This is a genomic window from Methylobacterium sp. Leaf104, from assembly GCF_001422885.1.
In the GTDB taxonomy this organism is placed as follows: Bacteria; Pseudomonadota; Alphaproteobacteria; order Rhizobiales; family Beijerinckiaceae; genus Methylobacterium.
The window spans coordinates 104,280-130,009 of the sequence record NZ_LMMZ01000002.1; the positions used below are offsets into that span (position 1 = coordinate 104,280).

Consider the following 25,730-nt stretch of genomic DNA (forward strand, 5'->3'; position numbering starts at 1 on the left):
TCAGCGCTCCGCCTTGGCGGCGGCGCCGGGAAAGAACAGCTCGCCCTGATCGGCGGCCTTGGCGGACACGAGCCCGGCGCGGTTCATGTAGTCGAGATAGGCCAGCATGTTCAGGGGCGCGCTGGTCCACTGGGTCTGCGGCGCCTGGATGATCTCCACGGCCTCCGCCTCGCTCAGCCGGGCGTTCTCGGCCTTGATCCACAGGGTCGCCACCTTGGCGGGCTCGGCCTTGATCAGCGCCAGGCTCTCCTCCAGGGCGCCCCGGAAGGCGGCCACGATCTTCGGGTTGGCGGAGACGAAGCGGTTGCTCGCCCAGACCAGGTTGAAGGTGTGCGGGCCGCCCAGCACGTCGTAGCTGTCGAGCACCTTGCGGGCGCGGGGATCCTTCAGCTCCATTTCCTGGAACGGCGGCGAGCCGAAATGCGCCGTGATCTCGGAGCGTCCGCCGAGCATCGCCGTCTGCGCATCGGGATGGCCCATCGAGACCGTGAGCGGGTCGAGCCTGCCCTGCTGGCCGGGCCCGAAGGCCTTCTCGGCGGCCATCTGCAGGGTGATCGCCTGGATCGAACTCTTCACCGTCGGCAGGGCGATCTTGTCCTTGTCCGTGAAGTCCTTGATCGACGTGACCGCCGGGTTCACGCTCACCAGCCAGAGCGGCATCGCGTTCAGGGCGGCGACGCCCTTGACCTGCAGGTTGCCCCGCGTGCGCCCCCAGATCGTCAGCATCGGCCCGACGCCGCCGGCGGCGAGATCGAGGTTCCCCGAGAGCAGGGCCTCGTTCATGCCGGAGCCTCCGGTGAAGCGCAGCCACTCGGTCTTGAGCTCCAGGCCCTGCCGGCGGGCGTGCTTCTCGAGAAGCTTCTCCTCCTCCATCACGGTCAGCGGCAGGTAGGAGATGCCGAACTGCTTGGCGAGGCGCACCACCGGGGCCTCCGCCCGGGCGGCCCCCGAACCGGCCAGAAGGCTCGCCGAAAGGGTCGCGGAGACCAGCGCCGCGGCTCCGCAGAGCCGGATGAGACGGCCGAGCGCCATGTGTTCCTCCTGCCTTGGGCCCGAATTCTCTGGTCCGGTGCCGAGGGCCACGATAGCCTCGCATCGACCGCTGTCAACGGTCATATGTCATATACATGAGTTGCCGATGTCTAACCGAAGCCGCGCCGCCGCCGAATCCCGGGATCCCTCCGCGGTCCCGTCGCCGGCCGCGCCCGCGACCGCGCCTCTGGCGAGCCGCCCGCTCTACCTGCAGGCGCGCGACCTGCTGCTGCGCCGGATCGTGGACGGGACCTGGAAGCCGGGCGGCTATCTGCCGAGCGAGCCGCAGCTGGCCCTCGACCTCGGCGTCTCCATCGGGACGATCCGCAAGGCCATGGAGGACCTCGTCGGACAGGGCCTGCTGGAGCGCCAGCACGGGCGCGGCACCCAGGTGGTGCCCCATTCGAGCGACCGGTCGCGCTTCCGCTTCCTGCGCTTCGTCCACGGCGACGGCCGGCCGTTCCGCCCCGTGGCCCACGTCCTCTCGGCCGGGACCGCACGGGCCGACGCGCAGGACCGGGGCGCCCTCGGGCTCGGGCCGGGCGCGAAGGTGCTGGTCCTCCTGCGCACCCGCAGCGAGGACGGCGTGCCGATGATCTACGAGCGGATCGCGCTGCCGGCCGAACCCTTCGCCGCATTGCGGGCAGAGCCCGGCGCCGAGATGCTGGAGGAGATCTACGTGCTCTACCAGGCGCGTTGCGGCCAGACCGTGGCGCGGGCGCGGGACACGATCGCCACCGACCGGGCGGCCCCCGCCATCGCGCAGGCCCTCGGCTGCCCGCCGGGGACGCCCCTGCTCCTGGTGAGCCGGGTCGCCGTGTCCCTCGCCGGCGCCCCGATCGAGTACCGCCAGAGCTGGACGGCCGCGCTCCACTACCGCTCAGACCTCGACTGACGGACCGCAGGCCCGTCCGGCCCGCCTCAAGCCTGCATGCCCCAGCGCTGCAGGGTGTGGCGCTCGATGGTCTGGAAGATCAGGTTCTCGACGCAGAGGCCGATGAGAATCACCGTCAGCAGCCCCGCGAACACGTTGGGGATGTCGAGCATGTTCTTGTTCTCGAAGATGAACCAGCCCAGCCCGCCCGAGCCCGAACTGACGCCGAAGACGAGTTCCGCCGCGATCAGGGTGCGCCAGGCGAAGGCCCAGCCGACCTTGAGGCCCGTCAGGATGCTGGGGAAGGCCGCCGGGATCAGGATCTTGGTGATGAGCCGGCTGCCGCGCAGGCCGTAGTTGCGGCCGACCATCTTCAGGGTGCGGGAGACCGAGAGGAAGCCCGAATGGGTGTTCAGCGCAATCGCCCAGGTCACCGAGTGGACCAGCACGAAGATCAGGCTGCCGTTGCCCAGGCCGAACCAGATCAGGGCCAGCGGCAGCAGCGCGATGGCCGGCAGGGGATTGAACATCGAGGTCATCGTCTCGAGGAAGTCCGTGCCGATGCGCGAGCTGATCGCGATGCCGGTCAGCACGGTCGCCAGCAGGATCCCGAGGCCGTAGCCGATCAGCAGCACCTTGATGGAGCCCCAGGCCCGCAGCACCAGCGTGCCGTCCGCGACCCCGCGGGCGAAGGCCGTCACGGTGGCGGTGAAGGTCGGGAACAGGAGGTCGTTGTCGAGGTAGCGCCCGTAGGCCTCCCAGATCAGGGCCAGCACCGCCAGGATCACGAGCTTGCGCAGCCAGCCGTGGTTGTAGAGGCGCTCCACGGTCGAGAGCGGCTTCTCGACGATGGCGCCGCCATAGGCGCCGCCGACCTCGCGGACGATCTCGGGGCGGGCGGGGCGGAGCATGACGGGCGACACGAGCACCTTCGCGGTCCTAGACATTCTCCGCCTCCTTGATCTCTTCGGAAAACAGCATCTGGTGGATGCGCTTCTCCAGCAGCAGGGTTTCCTCCGGCGAGCCGGCCGTGTTGAGCTCGGCCTTGACCTCGCCGGGATGGGGCGAGAGCAGGAGGATGCGCGAGCCGATCTTGATCGCCTCCGGGATCGAGTGGGTGACAAACAGCACCGTGAAGCGGGTCTCCTCCCACAGGGCCAGGAGCTCGTCCTGCATCCGGCGCCGCGTCAGGGCATCCAGCGCCGCGAAGGGCTCGTCCATGAGCAGGATGTCGGGCTCCATCGCCATGCCGCGGGCGATGGCCACCCGCTGCTTCATGCCGCCCGAGAGCATGTGCGGATAGCTGTCGGCGAAGGCCGAGAGATTGACTTTGTCGATATAATGCATGGCCCGCTCGTCGGCGGCCCAGCCCGACAGGCGCCCCGAGGCCTCGAGGGCGAAGGCCACGTTCTGGCGCACGGTCTTCCACGGCAGGAGCTGATCGAATTCCTGAAACACCATCATCCGGTCCGGGCCGGGCTCGGTGACGGCCTGGCGCTTCAGGCGGATCTGCCCCTCCGTCGGCGCCATGTAGCCGCCGACAGACTTCAGCAGGGTGGATTTCCCGCATCCCGACGGCCCGAGCAGGACGAACCGGTCGCTCGGAAAGACCTGGAAGCTGACCCGGTAGGTCGCCGTGACGAGATGATGAGGGGTCTTGTACTGCAGCGTGACGCCATCGACTTCAAGCAGAGGCTCAGTGAAGTCCGATGGCAAGCCTGTCACCAAGCTCATAACATCCTCCCTTAAGCCACGCGCATGGCGGCGATTCTGTTTTCGCGAGCGGTCTGGAGCCGCTTTTCATCCAAACGTCTGCTTTGTCGCTACCCGAAACCTGGGTCGCTGCAGAGTGGCACGATCGCCCCGGTGCAGCCAGAGCCCTGGCGCCACCGAGCGGCCGGCCGAAATCGTTCGTCGCCACCCATCGTTCGTCGCCACCCTTGGATATCAAGCACGATCCTTCCTGTAAATATAATAGCTATCTATTATAAGACAGGAATAAAAAGCTATTCGTGGCCACCGGAACGCCGAGCAGGCGGGGACGGGGGCCACAGCCGCGCGCTCAAGGTTGCGCGCATCACGCAAATTTCTTGACGCGATGCGCGTTATGATCAGAATGTTCCTGATCGCTTCCGTCGAGACCGTGCGGCGGGCATCGGGAAATCTTCAAAAGTCAAAAAATTGCGCAAAACGCGCACGGAGGAAACGCGCATGCAGATTCCGATCAAGCGGGCCATCGAGGCGGTGCCGGGCGGCATGATGGTGGTGCCGCTCCTGGCCGGCGCCCTGATCGCCACGTTCTTTCCCGGCACCCCGAAGCTGTTCGGGTCGTTCACCGGCGCGCTCTTCTCCGGCGCCCTGACGATCCTGGCGGTCTTCTACGTCTGCATGGGCGCCAGCATCGATTTCCGCGCGACGCCCTACATCATGAAGAAGGGCGGCACCCTGCTGATCGTGAAGGTGGGCATCGCCATCCTGCTCGGGCTGGTCTTCGGGCAGGTCCTCGGCGAGGCGCCGGTCGCGGCCGGGATGTTCGCGGGCCTCTCGACCCTGGCGGTCGTCGCCTCCATGAACGACACCAACGGGGGGCTCTACATGGCGCTGATGGGCCAGTACGGCCGCCCGCGCGACGTCGGGGCCTACACCGTGATGTCCCTGGAGAGCGGCCCCTTCCTCACCATGGTGACCCTCGGGGTCGCCGGGCTCTCGGCCTTTCCCTGGCAGACCCTCGTGGGTGCGATCCTGCCGCTCCTCGTCGGCATGATCATCGGCAATCTCGATCGGGAGATGCGCGACTTCCTCGGCCGGGCGATCCCCGTGATGATCCCGTTCTTCGCCTTCGCCCTCGGAGCCGGCCTCGACCTCACGAAGGTCTGGCAGGCGGGCCTGCTCGGCCTCGCCATGGGCGTCGCCGTGGTGGTCGTCACCGGCATCCCGCTGTTCTTCGCCGACCGGCTCACGGGCGGCACCGGCGTCGCCGGGGTCGCGGCGGCCTCGACGGCGGGCAACGCCGCCGCCGTGCCGGCGATCGTCGCCTCGGCCAACCCGGCCTATGCCGAGGCCGCCGGGCCGGCCACGATCCTGGTGGCGGCCTGCGTCGTCGTCACGGCGATCCTCGTGCCGATCGCCACCGCCTGGGCCTCCCGCCGCTTCGGCGGCGGCGCGGCGGAGGCCGAGACCCCGGAGGCCGTCGCGCCCGCGCAGCCCGTCGCCGGTCGCTGACATGACCTGCGCCGATTCGGGCCGCCGCTGGCTGATCCTCGCCGACGATCTGACGGGGGCGGCCGACTGCGCCATCGCCTTCGGGCGGCGCGGCCTCGGCGCGGCGGTGACCTGGGGCGCCGCCGCGGGCCTCGACGCCCGGGACCTCGCGGTCCTGGCCTACGACGCCGACAGCCGCGGCCTGTCCGCGGCGGCGGCGGCGCAGCGGCACGCCGACCTGCTGGGACGCTGGCTCGAACCGGACAGGCTCCTGTTCAAGAAGATCGATTCGACGCTCCGGGGCCAGCCCGCCGCCGAGACCGCCGCCACGATGGCGGTCCTGGCGGCCCGGACCGGCTCGGCCTTCGGCATCTGCGCCCCGGCCTTCCCGGCCACCGGCCGGACCACGGCGGGGGGCCGGGTCCGGGTCGACGGCCGTCCCCTCGAGGAGGCGGAGGTCTGGCGGCGCGACCACACCTACGCGAGCGCCGACCTCGGGGCCGTCCTCGCCGATGCGGGCATCCGCAGCGAAACGGTGCCGCTCGCGGCCGTGCGCGGATCCGGCCTCGCCGCCGACCTCGCCCGGATCGCCGCCGCGGGGCCGGCCGTCGCGGTCTGCGACGCCGAGACCGACGCGGACCTCGACCGGATCGCGGCGGCGGGCCTGTCCGTCGCGCCGGCCCCGTTCTTCATCGGCAGCGCGGGCCTCGCCCATGCGCTCGCCGCGCTTCGGGCCGAGCCCGCCAGTGCGCCGAGCCCCCTCGCGCCGAGCCCCCTCGCGCCGAGCCGGTTCGGCAGCCTGATCGTGGTCGGCTCCCTGGCGGCCGCCAGCCGGGCGGCCACCCGCAGGCTTGCCGGGCAGGACGGCGTCACCCACCTGCCCGTCACGCCCGAGACGCTGCTGGGCGCGGGCGCGGACCGGGCCGCGTTCGCCGCGCATGTCGCCGCCATCCTCGAGGCCGGCGGCGACGCCCTGGTGGAGATCACCGCGGCGGGCGCCCCCGACCTGACCCTCGGCCCGCGCCTGGCCCGGAGCCTCGCCGAGGCCCTCGACCCGGTGGCGGCCCGGATCGGTGCCGTCGCGGCCACCGGCGGCGAGACCGCCGCGGCGCTGCTGGCCCGCTTCGGCGTCGACGGCATCCGCCTCGTCGACGAGATCGAGCCCGGCGTCTCCCTCGGCCTGACCCTCGGGCGCCTCGCAGTGCCGGTCGCCACCAAGGCCGGCGCCTTCGGCGACGCCGACTCCCTCATCCGCATCCGCGCGCGCCTGCGCGCCGCCAGAATCGAAGGACGCCTGTCATGACCCGCCCCACGCTCGCGATCACCATGGGCGATCCCGCCGGCATCGGCCCGGAGATCATCATGAAGGCCCTGGGGCATGCCGAGGTCCAGGCGACGTGCCGGCCCCTGGTCGTCGGCGATGCCGAGCGCCTGCGGCAGGCCGGCCGGATCGTCGGCTCGGACCTGGCGGTCGCGTCCCTGTCCGCGGCCGGGGAGGCGGATTTCGAGAGCGGGGCGGTCCAGTGCCTCGACCTCAAGGTCGTGCCCGCCGACCTGCCGTTCGGGCAGGTCTCGCCGGCGGCGGGGGAGGCGGCCTACCGGTACATCGAGAAGGCGGTGGCGGTGGTGCAGGCCGGGCAGGCCCAGGGCATCTGCACCGCGCCCCTGTCCAAGGAGGCGCTCCACGCCGCCGGCCACAGGTATCCGGGCCATACCGAGCTCCTCGCCCACCTCACGGGCACGCCGGAGGTCTCGATGATGCTGGTCTCGCCGAAGCTGCGGGTGATCCACGTCACCACCCATATCGGCCTCATCGACGCCATCGCGAAGATCGAGCCCGGCCTGGTCGAACGCGTCATCGCCCGCGGCCACGCCGTCCTGGTGAAGGCCGGCATCGCCGATCCGAAGATCGGCGTCTGCGCGATCAATCCCCATGCCGGCGAGAACGGCCTGTTCGGGCGCGGCGAGGAGGCGGAGAAGATCGCCCCGGCCATCGCGGCCTGCCAGGCGAAGGGCTGGGACGTGCGCGGGCCGCTGCCGGCCGACACGCTGTTCTTCCTCGCCGGCCGGGGCGACTACGACATGGTGGTGGCGATGTACCACGATCAGGGCCACGGCCCGATCAAGGTCCTGGGACTCGAGGCGGGGGTGAACATCACCGTGGGCCTGCCGGTGATCCGCACCTCGGTCGACCACGGCACGGCCTTCGACATCGCCGGCAAGGGGATCGCCGACGAGCGCAGCCTGATCGAGGCCCTGCGCCAGGCGGTCGACCTCGCCCCGAAGTCGATCGCCGCCTGAGGCCGCGCCCATCCCGCGGCGCGGCCGCCGATCCGGGCGAAACGCCCTGGCCAGCGGCCGCGACCTGCGCCATGACGCGGGACCGAACCCCGGGGGAGCCACGAACCCATGTCGATGCGCAGCCAGGAGCGTCGGGCGTTGCTGCTGGAGGCGCTGAGCGTCGGCGAGATCGACGTCGACGACGTGGCGGCCCGCCTGAAGGTCTCCGCCTCGACGGTGCGCCGCGACCTGCAGCACCTCTCCGCCACCCGGGCCGTGCGCCGGACCTATGGCGGGGCGATCCTGACGCGCCATCCGCCCGAGACCACCCTGACCGAGCGGCTCGCCGTGAACGGGGCCGAGAAGCGGGCGATCGCCCGCGCCGCCCTCGACCTCGTGGCGGACGGGGACACGCTGATCCTCGATGCCGGCTCCACGGTCGCGGCCTTCGGCCAACTCCTCGCGAGGCGGCGGCTGCGCATCATCACCAACAACCTCGCGCTGCTGCCCTTCCTGGCCGAGGCCCCCGGGATCGACCTCGTCGTCCTCGGGGGGGCGCTGCGGGCCACCAGCATGAGCACCGTCGGCCCCCTCGCCGTCGAGGCCCTGCGCCTGATGACGGCGGACCGCGCGATCGTCAGCGCCGACGGGATCGTGGCCGGGCGCGGCCTGTGCGAGGCCAGCCTCGATCAGGTCGCCCTGAAGTCCCTGATGATGCGCCAGGCGCGCGAGGTGATCGTGCTGGCCAATGCGGGCAAGCTCGGCCGCGCCGAGCAGACCGCCTGGGCGCCGCTTCCGCGCGACTGGACCCTGGTGACCGATTCCCCCGAACCGCGCGAGCAGCTGCGGCGCCTCGCCGAGGCCGGCGCGCGGATCCACGTGGCGCCCGACCGGGAGGGCTGAGGCCCGAGCCGGCTACCGCCGCCGCGTCTGTCCGGGCTAGGATCGGCCGATCCTGGGCCGGAGGCCGGACGCGTGCAGCGACGCCTGATGAAGTTCCTCCACACGATGGGGGCGACCGGATTGATGGGGGCGATGGCCGCCCTCGTCGTCATGCTCGGCGTGGCGCCGCCGCCGAGCGCCCTCGACGGCTACACCGCGGCGCGGGCCGCCATGGGTGCGGTCGCCACCTGGATCGTCCTGCCGAGCCTGGCGCTGACGCTGGTCTCCGGCCTTCTGGCCATGACCCTGAACCGTGGCTTCCTCAACGCGGGCTGGGCCTGGCTGAAGCTCGCCACCGGGGTGCTGATGTTCGAGGGCGTCCTCGTCTACGTGCAGGGGCCGATGCGCCAGGAGGCGGAGCAGAGCGCCCTGGCCCTGGCCGGCCGGGTCGATCCCGCCACCCTCGCGGCGACCCTCGGGCCGGAGCGCAACACGCTCTGGGTGCTGCTGGCGGTGGCCACCGCCAACGTCGTCCTCGGCGTCTGGCGGCCCCGGCTCCTGCGCCTGCCCCGGTAGCGGATCGCGGCCCGGCTCCGGTCCGGGCAGGGTCGCCGCCGGACGGGACGCCCTCGGGTCCCGGGTCGGGCCGTGGCCTGTGTTCCGGCGCCGAACAAGTCTTGTCGTGGAACGCGTCGCCCGACGGCAGGCAACGGACAGCATCGCGCTTCGCCGCCGGAGATCATCCGGCAACAGGCCGCGTCCTGATCAGGACAGGGTCAGGTCGGACTCTGGTCCAAGCCCGTAAACGCATCCGACAACCCGTTTAATCCCGAAAAATCGCAGCCCATTGTAGAATTATTCTGCTTGCACGGGTTCGTGGTATACCAAATAATGCACATCTGCTGCCCGGCAAGTGAACCGCAGGATTCGCCTTAGGCCTGCCGGCTGCAATTGAGCATTCGATCGGGACTTCGAACAAAACGCCTCCCGTCCCAAGCAGAACGAGGAACTCAGCTCATGGCGATGACTGCTGCCGCGCCCCCTATGACCAAGCCGACCGTCAATCGATGGTTGCAATTGATTCTCGGCGTGGCCTGCATGGTCGCGGCCGCGAACATTCAGTATGCCTGGACGCTCTTCGTCCCCGAGATTCAGAAGACCTTCGGCTGGGATCGCGCGGCGATCCAGGTCGCCTTCACGATCTTCGTCGTGGTCCAGACCTGGCTGACGCCGATCGAGGGCTACTTCATCGACAAGTACGGCCCGAGCCGCGTGGTGCTGTTCGGCGGCCTGATGACCGGCCTCGCCTGGGTGATCAACTCCTACGCCACCTCGCTCACCGGCTTCTATGCCGGCTCGGTGGCGGGCGGCATCGGCGTCGGCTGCGTCTACGCCACCTGCATCAACAACGCCCTCAAGTGGTTCCCGGACAAGCGCGGCCTCGCGGTCGGCCTCACGGCGGGCGGCTACGGCGCGGGCTCGGCCCTGACGATCATCCCGATCGCCAACATGATTTCGCAGGGCAGCTACGCCCAGGCCTTCTTCATCTTCGGACTGATCCAGGGCGGCATCATCATGCTGGCGGCCCTCGGCCTGCGGTCGCCCGCCAAGGGTGAGGTCATCTTCTCCACCAAGGTGCTGCAGACCCGGCGCGACTACACCCTGCGGGAGGCCCTGCGCACCCCGGTGTTCTGGGTGATGCTGCTGATGTTCACCTGCACGGTGACGGGCGGCCTGATGGCGGTGGCCCAGCTCGGCGTCATCGCGCAGGATCTCGGCGTGAAGGAGTTCCAGGTCAACCTGTACTTCTTCGCCATGGCCGCTCTGCCCTTCGCGCTGATGCTCGACCGGGTGATGAACGGCATCTCGCGCCCGCTCTTCGGCTACGTCTCGGACCGGATCGGCCGTGAGAAGACGATGTTCATCGCCTTCACCATGGAAGGCATCGGCATCGTCGCGCTGGGCTATTTCGGCACGAACCCGTGGGCCTTCGTCATCCTCTCGGGCATCGTGTTCCTGGCCTGGGGCGAGGTCTACTCCCTGTTCAGCGCCACCGCCGCCGACACCTTCGGCTCCAAGCACATCGGCAAGATCTACGGCGTGCTCTACTGCGCCAAGGGCTTCGCCGCCCTGTTCGTGCCGGTGGGCAACCTGCTGATGCAGGCGACCGGGACCTGGGCGACGGTGCTCTACACCGTGGCGGTGATGGACCTCATCGCGGCCTTCCTCGCCATCGCCGTGCTGCGGCCGATGCTGAAGCGCCACCACGCCGCGCAAGGCGTGGTCCAGCCGGCCGGCGTCCTGGCGCACGCCTGACCCGGCCGCGCCCGGCCCGGACCGACGTCCCCACTCGAGCCGGGCCAGGCGCCCGGCTCGAAGCCGTCTGCGCCCCGGGCGACACCGAGCCGTTCGGTCCGCCCATCCACCGGCAAAGGTTCCGAGATGGTCCTGTCCGTTCTCCTCGCCCTGGTGAGCATCCCCTTCGCGATCGTCGTGCTGCAGACGGCCGACTTCAATCGCGACGTCTTCGCCGTGCTGTACGTGTCCTCCCTCGGCCTCGTCCTCTCGGCCATCCTGCTGGTCGGCGGATACTACCTGCTGCCGCTGCCGCCGATCGTCGCCGAGCCGGTGCACCGATAGGGGACGCGCGGGCAGCGGCGCGCCGGGGGGCACGGCCTCGTCCGCTCGGGTCCCGCGCGAACCCGGCCTCGGCCGCCTGACCGCGCTGCGGCATAAGGCATATCCAATTCCGTTGTGCAGTGCGATAAGGGTCCGTCGCACCGGCACCGGAATCCCACGATGCTCTCTCTGTTCGTCCTCGGACTGGCCGCCGTCGCCATCGGCCCGATGCTGGCCCTGCTGATCGACGACGAGACGGCCGGACCGGCCGCCGCGGATACCGGCGCCGCCGGCATGTTCGTCGTCCTCAACGACAACGTCCGCGACCCGGTCCGACGCGCCGCCTGAGCCGGCGCCGCAACATCCGACGCTTCGACCCGCCCGGCTCGCGTCGCGGCGGGTTTCCTCATGCGCGGTCCTCGACCCGAAGGATCAGGGGGTCCTGGGAGCTTTGGCCGCGGCCGCGCGGGCCGGCTTGACGGCCGGAGCCGCGGGAAGCGCCGGCTCCGCGATCGTGAGGGCGCCGCTCTCGTCGTCGAGCACCGGGATCAGGTCGACGCTGAGGGCGGGGGCCCGCCCGCGGGCGCCGTCGGCCGCGGGCGCCGCTGCGGCGCGGGCCGGCGCGGATTCGGCGACGGCCGCGACCATCGGGGTCGGGGTCGCGGGTGGGGCCGGCGCCTCGACCGCGGCCCGGGCAACCGACTCGCCGGCCCAGACCCGGGCCGGGGCGGTCGCCTCGTCCGCGACCGGGTAGGGCGCCTTCACGGTGAGGACGAGGAGGACCGGCAGGCCGAGGACGGCCACGAGGGCGAGGCCCGCGAGGGCGCCGGAGCGCATGCCGCGCAGGACCGGATGGGGTGCGGCCTCGGACACCGAGCGCAGCGGCCCGATCCGGTGGCGGGATGCGCGGCGCCACCGCCGGGGTGCGGCGGGTCGGCGGGACAGGCCGTCGAAAGACTCCACGCCCATGGCACAGCGTTGCGAGACCGGGAGATTCCGGCAATGGGCAAGTGTTCGCTCACCGATACCGGCAAATCAATCCCTTTTGTCAGTGATGCGTCGGCCCGGGGCGGCGAATCTCTGATTTTCCGCAGATCAGGCTCCGGCCGCCTCCTGATCGACCAGCCAGACGAGACGGCCAACACTGCGCAGGTGCCGCGCGGGCAGATCCTCGCCGCGCGCGAGTCGGCGCAGGGGTTCCTGCTTGCCGGCCCCCGTCACGAGGACCAGGGCCTCGCGGGCCGAGGCGAGGGCCGGGAAGGTGAGGGTGATGCGGGGCACGAAGGGGGCGAGTCCCGCCTCCGGCACGGGCGCCGTCCAGGCATGACGCTCGGCCAGGGCGGGCTTGCCGGGGAAGAGCGAGGCGGTGTGCCCGTCCTCGCCGAGGCCGAGGAGGACGAGGTCGAACAGGGGCCGGGCGGGATCGAGGACGGCCGCGCCGTAGAAGGCCCGCAGGGTCTCGGCATAGGCGCGCGCGCCCGCCTCCGGGGTGCCGCCGGTCTCCATCCCGTGCAGGTGGCCGTCCGGGATCGGTGCGTCGCCGAAGGCCTCGCGGGCCATGCGGACGTTGCTCGCCGCATCCGTCCACGGCACAATCCGGTCGTCGCCGAAGAACCAGTGCAGGCGCTCCCAGGGCAGCCGCCCCCGGTAGTCCGGCCCGTTCAGCCGGGCGTAGAGGCGCTTGGGCGTCGAGCCCCCGGAGAGGCAGACCGCGATGGCCGGCCGCGGGGCCGAGCCGCAGAGGGCCACGAGGCGTTCGGCGGCGGCCGCCGCCACCGCGTCGGCATCGGGCAGGATCTCGGCGGCCTCGGGCAGGGGGATCATCGGCGCGGAACCTCGATGGGGCGGGACGGGGCCGGGGACGGACCCACGGGACGCGCGGGGCGACCGCCGCGGGGTTACTTCGGCTCTTGGTGCCCGCCGAAGCCCTTGCGCATGGCCGAGAGCAGCTTGTCGGCGTAGCTCGCCTCCTCGCGGGAGCGGAAGCGGGCGTAGAGGGCGGCCGAGAGCACGTTGGCCGGCACCGATTCCTCGATGGCGGCGTTCAGGGTCCAGCGCCCCTCGCCGGAATCGGCGACGAAGCCGGAGAAGTCCTCGAGATGCTCGTCCTGGGCGAGGGCCCCGGCGGTGAGGTCGAGGAGCCAGGACGAGACCACGCTGCCGCGGCGCCAGACCTCGGCGATGTCGCCGATGTTCAGGTCGAAGCGCTGGGCCTCGGGCAGGTCCTCGGAACCGGCGTGCCGGAGAATGTCGAAGCCCTCGGCATAGGCCTGCATCAGGCCGTACTCGATGCCGTTATGGACCATCTTGACGAAGTGTCCCGCTCCGCTCGGACCGGCATGGATGTAGCCGGCCTCCGCCCGCGGGTCGCGGCCCTCGCGGCCGGGGGTCTTCGGGATGCTGCCGACGCCCGGCGCCAGGGTCCGGAAGATCGGGTCGAGGCGCTCCAGGGCGGCGGCGTCGCCGCCGATCATCATGCAGTAGCCGCGCTCCAGGCCCCAGACGCCGCCGGAGGTGCCGACGTCGACGTAGTGGATGCCGGCGCCCTTCAGCTCGGCGGCGCGGCGGATGTCGTCCTTGTAGAAGGAATTGCCGCCGTCGATGACGACGTCGTCCCGGGCCATCAGGCCGCCGAGGGTCTTCACCGTGGCCTCGGTGATGGCACCCGCCGGGAGCATCACCCAGGCGGCGCGGGGCACGGTGAGCTTGGCGACGAAGTCCTCGAGGCTGTCGGCGCCCGTCGCGCCCTCCGCCACCAGGGCGGCGACCGCCTCCGGGTTCTGGTCGAAGACCACCGCCTGGTGCCCGTCCCGCAGCAGCCGGCGGACGATGTTGCCGCCCATCCGGCCGAGGCCGATCATGCCGAGTTGCATCCCGTGTCTCCCGTGCCCGCGACGGCGCACCGGACCCGCGCCCGGCCGTCGCACGCTCCCTCACGCGAAGGGCTATCGCATTTGGGCGGCCAGGGCGAGGCGGCGGTTCGGCCGCCGCCCCTGCATCCCACGCGCGGGTCTCCCCCTTGCCGGACGCCGTCGATGCCCCCGCCTCAGGCCGAGGTCGGCCCGACGCCGGGCTCGGCCAGGATCGGGCTGGTCCCGATCTCGGCCGCCTGCGCCTCGACCACGGCGGCGGCCGTGACGTTGACGATGCCGCGGGCGGTCACCGACGGCGACAGGATGTGGGCTGGCTTGGCCGGGCCGATGAGCAGGGGTCCGACGGGGAGGGCGTCGGCCAGGACCTTGGCGAACTGGAAGGCGATGTTGGCCGCATCCAGGTTCGGCAGGATCAGCACGTTGGCCGCCCCCTTCAGGCGCGAGGCCGGCATCACCCGGTCGCGGATGATCTCCGACAGGGCGGAATCGGCCTGCATCTCGCCGTCGACCTCGAGGTCGGACCGGCGCTCGCGGATCAGGCCGAGGGCGGTGCGCATCTTCACCGCCGAGCGCGAATCCGACTGACCGAAATCCGAGTGGCTGAGCAGCGCGATCTTCGGGGTCAGGCCGAAGCGGCTGACGTGCTCGGCGCAGGCCACGGCCACGTCCGCGATCTCCTCGGCGCTGGGATCCGGCCGCACATGGGTGTCGGCGAGGAAGTAGGCGCCCTCCTTGGTGACGATCAGGCTCATGGCGGCGAAGTCGAGCACGCCGGGAGCGAGGCCGATCACGTCGCGGATCACCCGCAGGCGGGTCTCGAAGCGGCCCTCGAGGCCGCAGATCAGCGCATCCGCCTCGCCGCGGCGCACCGCGATGGCCCCGATCACGGTGTTGTTGGTGCGCACCAGGGTGCGGGCGGCGTCCGGCGTGATGCCGCGCCGTCCGGCGGCCTCCAGGTAGGTGGCGACGTAGTCGCGGTAGCGCGGATCGTCCTCGGGATCGATGAGGTCGAAATCGACGCCCTGCCGGAGGGAGAGGCCGAAGCGCTTGATCCGGGTCTCGATCACCCGGGGCCGGCCGACCAGGATCGGCCGGGCGACCTTGTCCTCGGAGATCGCCTGCGCGGCGCGCAGCACGCGCTCGTCCTCGCCCTCGGTGTAGATGACCCGCTTGGGGTTCTCCTTCGCCTTGGAGAAGATCGGCTTCATGATGAAGCCCGAGCGGTGGACGAAGCGGTCGAGGCCGTCGGTATAGGCCTGGACGTTCTCCAGGGGCCGCCCGGCGACGCCCGAATCCATCGCGGCCTGGGCGACGGCCGGGGCGATGCGCAGGATCAGGCGCGGATCGAACGGGCTCGGGATCAGCGAGCGCGGGCCGAAGGGCCGGGCCTCGCCGCCATAGGCGCGGGCGACCACGTCGGAGGGCGTCTCGCGGGCCAGCGCCGCGATCGCCTTCACGGCGGCCTGCTTCATCTCCTCGTTGATGGAGGTGGCGCCGACGTCGAGGGCGCCCCGGAAGATGTAGGGGAAGCAGAGGACGTTGTTGACTTGGTTGGGGAAGTCCGAGCGCCCGGTGCAGATCATGGCGTCGGGGCGCTTCTCCTGCGCCAGGTCCGGCATGATCTCGGGGTAGGGGTTGGCCAGCGCCATGATCAGCGGCTTGTCGGCCATCTTCTCCAGGTATTCGGGCTTCAGCACGCCGCCGGCCGAGAGCCCGATGAACACGTCGGCGCCCGGGATGACGTCGGCGAGCGTCCGGGCCTCGGTCTCCTGGGCGTAGACGTCCTTCCAGCGGTCCATCAGTTCGGTGCGGCCCTTGTAGACCACGCCCTTGATGTCGGTGACGGTGATGTTCTCGACGCGGGCGCCCAGCGACACCAGCAGGTTGAGGCAGGCCAGCGCGGCGGCTCCCGCGCCCGAGGTGACGATGCGGACGTCGGAGAGCCGCTTGCCGGCGAGCTCCAGGCCGTTGAGGACGGCGGCCGCCACGATGATCGCGGTGCCGTGCTGGTCGTCGTGGAAGACCGGGATGTTCATCCGGGCCCGGCACTGCTCCTCGACCTCGAAGCACTCCGGCGCCTTGATGTCCTCGAGGTTGATGCCGCCGAAGGTCGGCTCCAGGGCGCAGACCACGTCGACGAGCTTGGAGACGTCGTGCTGGGCGACCTCGATGTCGAACACGTCGATGCCGGCGAACTTCTTGAACAGGACGGCCTTGCCCTCCATCACCGGCTTCGAGGCCAGCGGCCCGATATCGCCCAGGCCCAGCACGGCGGTGCCGTTGGTGAGCACCGCGACGAGGTTCTGGCGGATGGTGAGGGTGGCGGCCTCCTGCGGATCCTCGTGGATCGCCATGCAGGCGGCGGCGACGCCGGGCGAGTAGGCCAGCGCCAGGTCGCGCTGGTTGCCCAGCGGCTTGGTCGCCTGGATCTCCAGTTTCCCGGGCCGCGGCAGTCGGTGATAGACGAGCGCTCCCGACTTGAGATCGTCGGACATATTGTCGCCCATGGTCGTCCTCCTCAGGATTGCGCGCTGCCCCGGCGTCGGAGCGCGTCTCCCATCATCGGCGGGATTGTCGCTTGTGGGCTCCTGTTGCACCGGCTGCCCAGTGGGCGCAACCCGCGTCAGGAGACCCGGATCGACCGTGCCCGCCCGCCGTTCGGGCCGGTTTCTCCATCGGCACAAACTCCTATGCCGGGGCCTCCCTGTCGCGTCCGGATCGCGGTCCGACGCTGACGATCGGAGCGTTTTGTTCCATCGCGGCGCCGATCGCGTTCCCGGCTGCCCCCGCGTCGGGGGCCGCGGGCGGCTCGGCGTTGCGGCCCCGCGCCAAATCCCGTACCCGCTTGCACTCCTGCTCCGCATGACGTGAACCGATCCAAGGCCCGCGACGATGTCCGACACGCCCCCCGACCGCCTCGCTGTGAATCCCAACAGCCCGTACTACGACGAGAAGATCCTCGAGCGCGGCATCGGCATCCGCTTCAAGGGCGTCGAGAAGACCAATGTCGAGGAGTATTGCGTCAGCGAGGGCTGGGTCCGACTCTCGGCCGGCAAGACCCTGGACCGCGCCGGCAACCCGATGACGGTGAAGCTGAAGGGCTCCGTGGAGCCGTATTTTCGCGACGACGCTCCGGCCGAGGGCTGAGCCTCAGGCCGACGCGTCCTCCAGCGGGAAAGGCGTCGGCTCCCAGTACGGCGCGATCTTCGTGCCGCGGATGTTGTCCGCCTCCCAGCCGTGCAGGATGTTCGCGCGCGCAGCCCGATCGCCGGCCAGGAGCGGTTCGGCCACGCTCAGGACCATCCGGCGGCGTTTCTGGACCCAGGGGACATCGGGATACCGGTTTTCGCGAAGCTCCGGCTCCAGGGTTTCATGGAGCGCCCGCGCCGCAACAAGGTCGCCGAGAGCGATGTGGAAGATCAGGCGCGTTTCCGGCCATTGCGGCACCTTGCGATCGGTGCCGTCGGTGTAGACCGCCCAGAATGCCGGCAGCGAATCGATCGCGCGAAGCCGGGGAAGTGCCTCCGTCGCGATGACCAAGAGCAGATCCTCGATCATCGTCGGGTCCGTCCAGTCCCAGTATGCCACGCGGGACGATGCAGGACGATGCAGGTAGCCGGAATAGCCGATGCTGGTCAGCTGATCGGAACCCGGTTGAAGGTCTGCAACATCGTCCATTGCGGCGTACACAGGTCCTTGTGCGAACTTCGGTCGATCAGGACGCGCAACGCCACGTGCCGAACCGGAAGCAGCCAGAGATAGTGGGACCCGATCTATTTTAGGTCGTCATACTGCGCTGCCAGCGGCCCGAAAACCTGTTTGATCTGCTTGGCGTTCGTCATCGGGACGGCCTTACTTCATTCACGATGATGCGCTGCGTGCCAGGGAAATTGATGGCAACCATCCGTGCGATCTGGGTGGCACGTAGAGCTGCCAGGCCGCGCTTGCCGGTCTTGAAATCGTGGATGCAGACCGTCGCTGGATCGCTGTTTTCAAGGGCGTCAGGACGAATCGAGACCTGAGTTCCGTAGGGCACCGGGCCTGTTCCATCTGGAATAACCGGGGCTATTTTACCAGGAATAGCGGAGCAGGCCGGGTTCGATCCTCAGGGCCGCGAAGTCATAGAGGAGTTTCGCGCGTTCCGCGCTCTCAGGACCTGACAACGACATGGGCGGAGCTCCAGAGAGATCGAGCGACCGGCCCATCTCTCTCTCTCAGAATCACCGAGATATCAATAAAAACCTATTTTAGTTTTATATTCAAAGACCGAGAAGGTCAGTCCGCGCTGACCCCGAGCACCCGCTCCCGTTTCGCCCGCTCACCGGCGAAATTCCGCACCGCCATGGCCACCGCCTCCGCCAGCGCCGCCTCGGAGGTCGGGTCGCGCAGGACGAGGCTGGTGATGGCGTCGGGGTGGTTCTTGCGCTGCTTCGGGGTGCGGGCGTGGTTCGAGACCCGCAGGGCGAAGGCGCAGGCCTCGGGCTTGAGGTAGACGCTGTCGCCCCGGGTGTTGCGGGCCACCACCGCGAAGCCCTGCGCGGCGAGGATCGCGACGGCGCGGGCCAGGGCCTCGGCGGGCCGGAGGACGGTCATGGGCGTGGAATCCCGCCGGCCCGGAGGCGCACGGCCGCCCCCGTGCGGGGACGGCCCGGGCGCTGCCGCCTCAGGCGCCCTTCTCAGGCAGGTTGAGGCGGATGTGGAGCTCGCGCAACTGCTTCGGCGTGGCCTCGGCGGGGGCGCCCATCATCAGGTCCTCGGCGCGCTGGTTCATCGGGAACAGCACGACCTCGCGCAGGTTCTGCTCGCCGCAGAGCAGCATGACGATGCGGTCGATACCCGGCGCGATGCCGCCGTGCGGGGGGGCGCCGAGCTTCAGGGCGTTGAGCATGCCGCCGAACTTCTCCTCCAGCACCTCGACGCCGTAGCCGGCGATGCCGAAGGCCTTCTCCATCACGTCGGGGCGGTGGTTGCGGATCGCGCCCGAGGACAGTTCGGTGCCGTTGCAGACGATGTCGTACTGGAACGCCTTGATGTTCAGGATGGTCTCGGCATCCGCCGGGTCGAGGGCGAGGAACGCCTCCCGGTCGAAGTTCGGCATCGAGAACGGGTTGTGCGAGAAGTCGATCCGCTTCTCGTCCTCGTTCCACTCGTACATCGGGAAGTCGGTGATCCAGCAGAACGCGTACTGGTCCTTGTCGGACAGGCCGAGTTCGTCGCCGATGCGGATGCGGGCCTTGCCGGCCAGCGCCGCCGCCTTGGCCTCGGTGCCCGCCGAGAAGAACACCGCGTCGCCGGCCTTCGTGCCGGTCTTCTCGGCGATCAGGGCCTGGACCTCCGCCGGGATGAACTTGGCGATCGGACCCTTGCCGGTCAGCGTGCCGCCATCCTCCTCGAAGATGATGTAGCCGAGGCCCGGCGCGCCCTCGGCGCGGGCGAAGTCGTTGAGCTTGTCGAAGAACGAGCGGGACTGGGTCGCCGCCCCCGTGGCGGGGATGGCCCGGACCACGCCGCCGGACGCGATCACGCCCTTGAAGGCCTTGAAGGCGACGTCCTCGCGGGCGAACTCGGCCGTGACGTCGGCGATGATCAGCGGGTTGCGCAGGTCCGGCTTGTCGACGCCGTATTTCAGCATCGCCTCGGCATAGGGGATGCGCGGGAAGGTGCCGGTGACGCGCTTGCCCTCGGCGAATTCCTCGAAGACCGAGCGCAGCACCGGCTCCACCGCCTGGAACACGTCCTCCTGGGTGACGAAGCTCATCTCGATGTCGAGCTGGTAGAACTCGCCCGGCGAGCGGTCGGCGCGAGCATCCTCGTCGCGGAAGCAGGGCGCGATCTGGAAGTAGCGGTCGAAGCCCGCGATCATCGTCAGCTGCTTGAACTGCTGCGGGGCCTGCGGCAGCGCGTAGAACTTGCCCGGGTGGACGCGGGACGGGACGAGGTAGTCGCGCGCGCCCTCCGGCGAGGAGGCGGTGAGGATCGGGGTCTGGAACTCGAAGAAGCCCCCGTCCCGCATGCGCCGGCGCAGGCTGTCGATGATCGCGCCGCGCTTCATGATGTTGGCGTGCAGCTTCTCGCGCCTGAGATCCAGGAAGCGGTACTTGAGCCGGGTCTCCTCCGGGTAGTCGAGGTCGCCGAAGACCGGCATCGGCAGCTCGCCCGCGGGACCGAGCACCTCGAGGTCGTCGATGTAGACCTCCAGCGTGCCGGTGGGCAGGTCGGGATTCTCGGTGCCGGCGGGGCGGGTGCGGACCCGGCCGTCGATGCGGATGACCCATTCCGAGCGCGCCGCGTTGGCGGCCTGGAAGGCCTTCGAATCGGAATCGACCACGCATTGCGTCAGGCCGTAATGGTCGCGCAGATCGATGAACAGCACGCCGCCATGGTCGCGGATGCGGTGGCACCAGCCGGAGAGGCGGACGCTCTGACCGACATCGGACGGCCGGAGCGCCCCGCAGGTATGGGTCCGGTAACGGTGCATGACGGGCTGCTGCATAACGGGCTGACGGATCACGGGCTTTGGGGATTGAGCGGCGCACCATTCACGCGGGGAAGGTGAAGTCAAGGCGAGGCCGATGCGCCGGCGAGGCTGAAAGGCCGCCGGAACGCGGCGGACGCGGCCCCGCACCCCTTCCGGAATCGCCCGGCGATTCCCATATTAATCCCATGAATTCCAACGCTTTTTTCGACATTCTGCGGCAGGCCGGGGCGGACGCTCCCGAAGCCGCCGCCGCGCCCGCGCCGGGCGAGCGGCAGACAAGGGAGCGGCAGGAGAGCCGCTGGCGCGTCCTGCCCCTCGAGGGCACCTTCGAGATCGTCTACGAGGATTCGCGCGGGGCCTGGAGCACCCGGCGGGTCGAGGCGCGCGAGCTCAAGCTCGGGCCGGGCCGGACGCTCCTGGGCGGCATCGACCGGGGCCGCGGCGGCTACCGGGGCTTTCGCGCCGACCGCATCCGCCGCCTCACCGATCCGGCCAGCGCCACGCGGATCGAGGCCGGCATCCTGGACTGGCTCCTCGCCCGCGCCGAGGCGCAACGCCGCGCGCGCACGGCTCGGGTCCGGGCCCTGGCGTCGCGCCGGCGCGGGGCCAAACCGCGCGCGGCCGCCGCATGACGGTGTGCGGGGCCTCGAATTCTGGTGAGCGGGTCCGGCGTCCCTCGCCTGGGGCGAGAACCTTCGGTATAGCCGATTCATGGATCTGATCGCCACCACTGCGGCCCTGGCCGAGGCCTGCACCCGCCTGTCCGCCCATCCCTTCGTGACCGTCGACACGGAGTTCATGCGCGAGACGACCTACTACCCCAAGCTCTGCCTCATCCAGATGGCGGCGCCGGACGGGACCGGCGTCCTCGTGGACCCGCTCTCGCCCGATCTCGACCTCGCGCCGTTCTTCGCGCTGATGGGCGACGAGGGCGTGGTGAAGGTGTTCCATTCCGCCCGCCAGGACCTGGAGATCATCTGGCTCCTCGGGGGCCTGCTGCCGCAGCCCTTCTTCGACACCCAGGTTGCCGCCATGGTCTGCGGCTACGGCGACTCGGTCTCCTACGAGCAGCTCGTCAACGACGTGGCCAAGGCCAAGATCGACAAGTCCTCGCGCTTCACCGACTGGTCGCGCCGGCCGCTCTCGGACGCCCAGCTCAGCTACGCCCTCTCGGACGTCACCCACCTGGTGAAGGTCTACGAGGTGCTGGCGGGCCAGCTCCTCTCCACCGACCGGGGCGAGTGGCTCGACGAGGAGATGAGCGTGCTCACCTCGCCGGAGACCTACCGGGCCGATCCGGCCTCCGCCTGGCGCCGCCTGGCGGGGCGGATGCGCAAGCCCCGCGAGATCGCGGTGCTGATGGAGGTCGCCGCCTGGCGCGAGCGCGAGGCCCAGAGCCGCAACGTGCCGCGCGGGCGCATCCTCAAGGACGAGGCGGTGATCGACGTCGCCACCTCGGCCCCGCGCAGCGTCGAGGCCCTGGGGCGCCTGCGCTCGATTCCCGCCGGCTTCGAGCGCTCGCGCACCGGCACCGACATCCTCGCGGCGGTGGAGCGGGGCTTCGCCCGCGACCTCTCGGAGATCGCGCTGCCCGAGCGCACCCGCAGCCGGGGCGGCAACGGGGCGCTGGTCGAACTGCTCAAGGTCCTGCTGAAGGCCGTGTGCGAGACGGAAGGGGTCGCCCCGAAGATCATCGCGACGGTGGACGACCTGGAGGCCATCGCCGAGGACGACGCCGCCGACGTGGCCGTGCTGCACGGCTGGCGCCGGGCGCTGTTCGGCGAGAAGGCGCTCGCCCTCAAGAGCGGCCGCCTCGCCCTCTCGGCCGAGCGCGGCCGGGTCGTGGTGCGCGAGCTGGCGTGAATCCATCCGGCGTGAGCCGACGGGGACGGTCGCCGTGGAACTGAAGTGGCTGGAGGACTTCCTCAGCCTCGCCCAGACCCGCAGCTTCTCCCGCTCGGCGGAGGCCCGCCACGTCACCCAGTCGGCCTTCAGCCGGCGCATCCGCGCCCTGGAGCTCTGGCTCGGGGTGAACCTCGTCGACCGCAGCACCTACCCGACCACCCTGACCCCGGAGGGGCGCCGCTTCCGGGACACCGCCGAGGAGAGCGTCCGGGCGCTCCTCGGCGCCCGGGCGGACCTGCGCGCCGGCCTCGATTCCGCCGAGCCCCTGGTGCGCATCGCCGGGCTGCACACCCTGGCGCTGACGTTCTTCCCCGCCTGGCTCCGGACCCTCGCCGCCCGGACCGGGCCGGTGGCGACGCGGCTCCTGCCGGACGACTTCCACGACTGCCTCCAGGCCCTGGTCGAGGGCGGCTCGGACTTCCTCCTGACCTTCCACCATCCGGGCGTGCCGATCCCCCTCGATCCGGAACTCTACCCCCACCGGGTGGTCGGCGCCGACGCGCTGGTTCCGGTGCGCGGCCCGGCTCTGGACGAGGGCGGGCCGCTGCCGCGCCTCGACTACGGGCGGGATTCCTTCCTGGGGCGCGTCAGCCTCCTCGCCCAGGCCGAGCTCGGCCTGCCGCCGGGGCCGGTGGTCCACGCCAACCCGATGGCCGAGGCCCTGAAATGCATGGCGCTCGAAGGGCACGGCCTCGCCTTCGTGCCGCGCAGCCTCGTCACCCGCGAACTCGCCGAGGGCCGCCTCGTCGCCGCCGGACCGGAGATCCCCCTGGAGATCCGGCTCTACCGCAACGGTGCCAAGGCCCATGGCCCCAGGGCGCGCGCCGCCGTGGCGGCGATCTGGGCGGCGGCCGAGGCGGGTTAGTCCGAACCCGCATGGGGCGTTCCGACACGGCATTGGCCCCCGCGCCGCTCTTCGCGCATCCCTTGGCCCGGACGAGCGGGGAGGAGACGGGCGATGGCGGGCGGCGAGGTGCTGGGCGTGCTCGGCGGCATGGGACCGATGGCGACGGTGGACTTCCTGAGGAAGCTCGTGGAGGCGACGCCCGCCACCCGCGACCAGGACCATCTCGCCGTGGTGGTGGCCCAGGCCGCCGACATTCCCGACCGGACCCGGGCGATCCTGGGGCAGGGACCCGACCCGCTGCCGGCGATGACCCTCGCCCTGCGCCGCCTCGAGGCGGCCGGCGCCACCCGCCTCGCGATCCCCTGCAACACCGCCCACCACTGGCACGGCGCGCTCCAGGCGCGGACGCCGGTTCCGATCCTGCACATCGTCGATGCGGTGGCGGCGGCCCTCGCCCTGAGGGGCGTCGCGGACGGGCCGGTGGGGCTGCTCGCCACCGACGGCACCCTCCGGTCCGGGCTCTATCCCCGGCACCTCGGCCGGCACGGACTCAGCTGCCGCGCGCCCGCGGACCAGGCGGCGGTGATGCGGGCGGTGCGCCTCGTCAAGGCGGGGCAGGGGGCGCAGGCCCGGCCCCTGCTGCAGGCCGCGGCCGAGGCGCTGCTGGCGGGCGGCTGCCGGCAGGTGGTGATGGCCTGCACGGAGATCCCCCTCGCGCTCGCCGATCCGGCCGGGCCGCTGGGCGCGGTCCTGCTCGACGCGACCGATGCCCTGGCGCGGGCCTGCGTGGCGGCGGCCGCGCCGGTGAGCCGGGCGGCGTGATCCCGTAGGCCCGGCCCGGCCGGCCTCGGTCGGGCTCGGCTCGATTGGCCTCGGCTCAATTGGCCTTGGCGTTGACCTCGAGCCGGTCGAACAGGGCGGCCGGGGTCGGGGCGGCGCTGAATTCCAGCATGCCGATGCCGGCGGCGTTCTTCGGCCGCAGGCTGACCGAGAGGGTGCCGGGCTTGGTCACGAACTGGCCCATCGCGGCGCCGATGGCCTTGGCACCCACGGAGTTGCCGAGGATCGCGGGCACGCCGAACACGCTCGCGGTGACGTATTCCTGCTTCAGCTCCTCCGGCTTGAGGCTGAGCACCTTCGACTGCGCGGCGATGAAGCGGTCGAACAGGCCGGTATTCTCGATGGTCAGGTCGAGGGCCTTGGCGGTGGCCGACAGCATGGCGAAGCTCGACACCGCCATGTCCGGGTTGAACACCTCCGGGCCGATGCCGCCGATCATGCCGTTGATGCGCAGGCTGCCCATGTCCTTGCCGGAGACCGAGACCTCGCCGAGCTTGAGTTCGCGGGCGGCCTCGTCCCAGGAGGTGTCGGCCACCAGGGCGAGGTCGAGGTCGCTGTAGCCGTAGAGGCCGAGGGAGCCGAGGCCCGGCACCCCGGCCACCGCCGAGGCCGGCAGGGTCAGGCCCGAAAGACTGAGGCGCCCGGCGGTCGGCACGCCGTCGCGCGGAGGCGCGAAGTTCATCGAGCCGTCGCGCAGGCCGACATGGGTCGGCCCGGGCACCGCCTTGTCGGCGGGATCGCGCGGCGCCTTCGCCTCGGCCGGCAGGTCGAGGCTGAGGTCCTTCAGGGCCAGGGTGCCGAAGGCCGGCGTCAGCAGGCGCAGCTCGGAATCCGAGGGCGGCGCGGTCAGGGCGGAGAGCTTGCGCAGGGCCGCGACCGTCGGGCCGAGGGAGAAGCCGTCCAGCGAGAGGCGCGCGAGGCGGGCCTTGGCGCCGTCCACGCCCGCGAAGGCGATGTCCTCCAGGAGGAGGCCGGCGCCGGTCATCCCGAGGCGGGCGATGCCGAGGCTGAAGGCGTCGCGGGGCTTGGCCTCCTGGACGCTGAGGCCGGTGGCCTCCAGGGAGCCCACCGAGACCGCCTCGGCGAGGTCGGCCCCGAGGCTCATCAGCCGCGAGCGCTCGGGCGGCGCGAGCCGCTCGTAGTCGACGGCCGTGAAGGCCTGGAGCGCGCCCGTCCAGGTCGCCGGGATCTGGCGGCCGCTGAGGTCGCGGCCCTCGATCCGGGCGATCTTCACCGCGGTGCCCCGGGCATCCACGTAAGCGATGTCGTCGACCGCGAAGGTGGCGTAGATCCGCTGCAGGGCGCTCTTGCCGTCGCCCGGCTCCCCGTAGAGGCGGGCCAGCACGGTGAGGTCGAGATCGGTGGCGCGCATCCGGCCGTAGGTGCCGGTGCCCTTCTGGGGTCCCCCTTCGAGGAGGATCGAGGCTCCGGCGGCGGTGAGTTCGGCGACGCGCCCGGCGCGCACGTCGCGGGCGACCACGTCGCGGTAGGTGACCACCGGCGTCGCCCCGGCCGCGCCGGTGCGCTCCACCCGCAATTCGGGCATCGCCAGGCTCGCGGCGTCCAGGCGCACGAGGCGGGAGGCCCAGGACTCGCCCGGACCGGGCTTCAGCAGGGCGGTGAGCTCGTCCTTCGACAGGCGGGTGCCGCTGGCGGTGAGGCGCGGCGCCTTCAGGACCGTGTCGCCGAACGTCAGGGTCACGTCCTGAAGGGTGACGTCCTGGACCGCCGAGGCCGCCTCCTGGGCCTGCGCCACACCGGGCTGCAGGGCGCCCCCCGCACCGAGGAGGACGAGGACGCAGGCCGAGGCACCGGTCGCCCACGCGAGGAGGGGGCGGCCTTTCGAGCACGTCATGGGCTTATCCGGATCGCTGGCGAAGAGGCGCTTTCAGGGGAAAG

Annotated in this window: 26 protein-coding genes; 14 read left to right on the forward strand and 12 right to left on the reverse strand. The window is 71.0% G+C overall.

What is annotated here, in order from left to right:
* Complete coding sequence (locus tag ASF49_RS04395) at positions 1-1,032, reverse strand: ABC transporter substrate-binding protein (RefSeq protein ID WP_056468370.1); 1,032 nt, start codon at positions 1,030-1,032, stop codon at positions 1-3.
* Positions 1,033-1,138: 106 nt separating this feature from the next.
* Here ASF49_RS04395 and ASF49_RS04400 point away from each other — a divergent pair, with 106 nt between their 5' ends.
* A complete protein-coding gene (locus tag ASF49_RS04400) occupies positions 1,139-1,927 on the forward strand; it encodes a GntR family transcriptional regulator (RefSeq protein WP_056468373.1) in 789 nt (262 codons plus the stop codon).
* A gap of 26 nt (positions 1,928-1,953) precedes the next feature.
* Here ASF49_RS04400 and ASF49_RS04405 read toward each other — a convergent pair whose 3' ends face one another.
* Both ASF49_RS04405 and ASF49_RS04410 read right to left on the reverse strand, forming a co-directional pair.
* Positions 1,954-2,817, reverse strand: a complete 864-nt coding sequence (locus ASF49_RS04405) for an ABC transporter permease (RefSeq protein WP_056468658.1) — start codon at positions 2,815-2,817, stop codon at positions 1,954-1,956.
* Positions 2,818-2,845: 28 nt separating this feature from the next.
* A complete protein-coding gene (locus ASF49_RS04410) occupies positions 2,846-3,640 on the reverse strand; it encodes an ABC transporter ATP-binding protein (RefSeq protein WP_056468376.1) in 795 nt (264 codons plus the stop codon).
* A 477-nt stretch (positions 3,641-4,117) separates the two neighbouring features.
* On the opposite strand from ASF49_RS04410, the gene ASF49_RS04415 reads away from it, so the two are divergent.
* The 8 genes from ASF49_RS04415 to ASF49_RS23490 all read left to right on the forward strand — a co-directional run bounded on the left by ASF49_RS04415 (position 4,118) and on the right by ASF49_RS23490 (position 11,236).
* The gene (locus ASF49_RS04415) at positions 4,118-5,128 is read left to right on the forward strand and encodes a 2-keto-3-deoxygluconate permease (protein WP_056468380.1); all 1,011 of its coding nucleotides are present in this window, start codon (positions 4,118-4,120) and stop codon (positions 5,126-5,128) included.
* A 1-nt stretch (position 5,129) separates the two neighbouring features.
* Positions 5,130-6,410 carry a four-carbon acid sugar kinase family protein gene (locus tag ASF49_RS04420; protein ID WP_056468382.1) on the forward strand — a complete coding sequence of 427 codons (1,281 nt, stop codon included), beginning with the start codon at positions 5,130-5,132 and terminating at the stop codon, positions 6,408-6,410.
* Entirely contained in the window at positions 6,407-7,408 is a 1,002-nt protein-coding gene (gene pdxA / locus ASF49_RS04425) for a 4-hydroxythreonine-4-phosphate dehydrogenase PdxA (RefSeq protein WP_056468385.1), read from the forward strand. The genes ASF49_RS04420 and pdxA overlap by 4 nt, the downstream gene beginning before the upstream one ends.
* A gap of 108 nt (positions 7,409-7,516) precedes the next feature.
* Entirely contained in the window at positions 7,517-8,290 is a 774-nt protein-coding gene (locus ASF49_RS04430; RefSeq protein WP_056468388.1) for a DeoR/GlpR family DNA-binding transcription regulator, read from the forward strand.
* An 87-nt stretch (positions 8,291-8,377) separates the two neighbouring features.
* Positions 8,378-8,845: a hypothetical protein gene (locus ASF49_RS04435; protein WP_056468661.1), complete on the forward strand. Its 468-nt coding sequence runs from the start codon at positions 8,378-8,380 to the stop codon at positions 8,843-8,845.
* A gap of 468 nt (positions 8,846-9,313) precedes the next feature.
* Positions 9,314-10,585, forward strand: coding sequence for an oxalate/formate MFS antiporter (gene oxlT, locus ASF49_RS04440; RefSeq protein ID WP_056468391.1), 1,272 nt, complete (start codon positions 9,314-9,316; stop codon positions 10,583-10,585).
* 126 nt (positions 10,586-10,711) lie between these two features.
* On the forward strand, positions 10,712-10,909 hold the full coding sequence (locus tag ASF49_RS04445; RefSeq protein ID WP_056468394.1) for a hypothetical protein: 198 nt from the start codon (positions 10,712-10,714) through the stop codon (positions 10,907-10,909).
* A 159-nt stretch (positions 10,910-11,068) separates the two neighbouring features.
* Positions 11,069-11,236: a hypothetical protein gene (locus ASF49_RS23490; RefSeq protein ID WP_156652849.1), complete on the forward strand. Its 168-nt coding sequence runs from the start codon at positions 11,069-11,071 to the stop codon at positions 11,234-11,236.
* A gap of 84 nt (positions 11,237-11,320) precedes the next feature.
* On the opposite strand, the gene ASF49_RS04450 is transcribed toward ASF49_RS23490, so the two are convergent.
* The 4 genes from ASF49_RS04450 to ASF49_RS04465 form a co-directional block, all read right to left on the reverse strand.
* Positions 11,321-11,857: a hypothetical protein gene (locus ASF49_RS04450; protein ID WP_056468397.1), complete on the reverse strand. Its 537-nt coding sequence runs from the start codon at positions 11,855-11,857 to the stop codon at positions 11,321-11,323.
* Positions 11,858-11,983: 126 nt separating this feature from the next.
* On the reverse strand, positions 11,984-12,712 hold the full coding sequence (gene pgl / locus ASF49_RS04455; RefSeq protein WP_056468400.1) for a 6-phosphogluconolactonase: 729 nt from the start codon (positions 12,710-12,712) through the stop codon (positions 11,984-11,986).
* 74 nt (positions 12,713-12,786) lie between these two features.
* Complete coding sequence (gene gnd / locus ASF49_RS04460; protein ID WP_056468403.1) at positions 12,787-13,761, reverse strand: phosphogluconate dehydrogenase (NAD(+)-dependent, decarboxylating); 975 nt, start codon at positions 13,759-13,761, stop codon at positions 12,787-12,789.
* Between the two features lie 173 nt (positions 13,762-13,934).
* A complete protein-coding gene (locus ASF49_RS04465; protein WP_056468406.1) occupies positions 13,935-16,268 on the reverse strand; it encodes an NADP-dependent malic enzyme in 2,334 nt (777 codons plus the stop codon).
* 385 nt (positions 16,269-16,653) lie between these two features.
* On the opposite strand from ASF49_RS04465, the gene ASF49_RS04470 reads away from it, so the two are divergent.
* Positions 16,654-16,908, forward strand: a complete 255-nt coding sequence (locus ASF49_RS04470; protein WP_056468409.1) for a DUF3297 family protein — start codon at positions 16,654-16,656, stop codon at positions 16,906-16,908.
* 3 nt (positions 16,909-16,911) lie between these two features.
* Here ASF49_RS04470 and ASF49_RS04475 read toward each other — a convergent pair whose 3' ends face one another.
* The 4 genes from ASF49_RS04475 to aspS all read right to left on the reverse strand — a co-directional run bounded on the left by ASF49_RS04475 (position 16,912) and on the right by aspS (position 20,239).
* On the reverse strand, positions 16,912-17,439 hold the full coding sequence (locus ASF49_RS04475) for a hypothetical protein (RefSeq protein ID WP_056468411.1): 528 nt from the start codon (positions 17,437-17,439) through the stop codon (positions 16,912-16,914).
* A gap of 160 nt (positions 17,440-17,599) precedes the next feature.
* On the reverse strand, positions 17,600-17,797 hold the full coding sequence (locus ASF49_RS23495; protein WP_156652851.1) for a hypothetical protein: 198 nt from the start codon (positions 17,795-17,797) through the stop codon (positions 17,600-17,602).
* Positions 17,798-18,036: 239 nt separating this feature from the next.
* A complete protein-coding gene (locus ASF49_RS04480; protein WP_056468415.1) occupies positions 18,037-18,354 on the reverse strand; it encodes a hypothetical protein in 318 nt (105 codons plus the stop codon).
* A gap of 70 nt (positions 18,355-18,424) precedes the next feature.
* The gene (aspS, locus tag ASF49_RS04485; protein WP_056468664.1) at positions 18,425-20,239 is read right to left on the reverse strand and encodes an aspartate--tRNA ligase; all 1,815 of its coding nucleotides are present in this window, start codon (positions 20,237-20,239) and stop codon (positions 18,425-18,427) included.
* 185 nt (positions 20,240-20,424) lie between these two features.
* Between aspS and ASF49_RS04490 the strand changes: the two genes are divergently transcribed.
* The 4 genes from ASF49_RS04490 (at position 20,425) to ASF49_RS04505 (ending at position 23,813) form a co-directional block, all read left to right on the forward strand.
* A complete protein-coding gene (locus ASF49_RS04490) occupies positions 20,425-20,871 on the forward strand; it encodes a hypothetical protein (protein ID WP_056468417.1) in 447 nt (148 codons plus the stop codon).
* A gap of 79 nt (positions 20,872-20,950) precedes the next feature.
* Positions 20,951-22,102 (forward strand): ribonuclease D, encoded by a 1,152-nt coding sequence (gene rnd / locus ASF49_RS04495; RefSeq protein ID WP_056468420.1) that lies wholly within the window; start codon positions 20,951-20,953, stop codon positions 22,100-22,102.
* A 34-nt stretch (positions 22,103-22,136) separates the two neighbouring features.
* On the forward strand, positions 22,137-23,009 hold the full coding sequence (locus tag ASF49_RS04500) for a LysR family transcriptional regulator (RefSeq protein WP_056468423.1): 873 nt from the start codon (positions 22,137-22,139) through the stop codon (positions 23,007-23,009).
* 93 nt (positions 23,010-23,102) lie between these two features.
* A complete protein-coding gene (locus ASF49_RS04505) occupies positions 23,103-23,813 on the forward strand; it encodes an aspartate/glutamate racemase family protein (protein WP_279292673.1) in 711 nt (236 codons plus the stop codon).
* Between the two features lie 55 nt (positions 23,814-23,868).
* Here the strand turns inward: ASF49_RS04505 and ASF49_RS04510 are convergent, their stop codons facing one another.
* On the reverse strand, positions 23,869-25,686 hold the full coding sequence (locus ASF49_RS04510; RefSeq protein WP_056468426.1) for a hypothetical protein: 1,818 nt from the start codon (positions 25,684-25,686) through the stop codon (positions 23,869-23,871).
* Between the last annotated feature and the right edge of the window lie 44 nt (positions 25,687-25,730).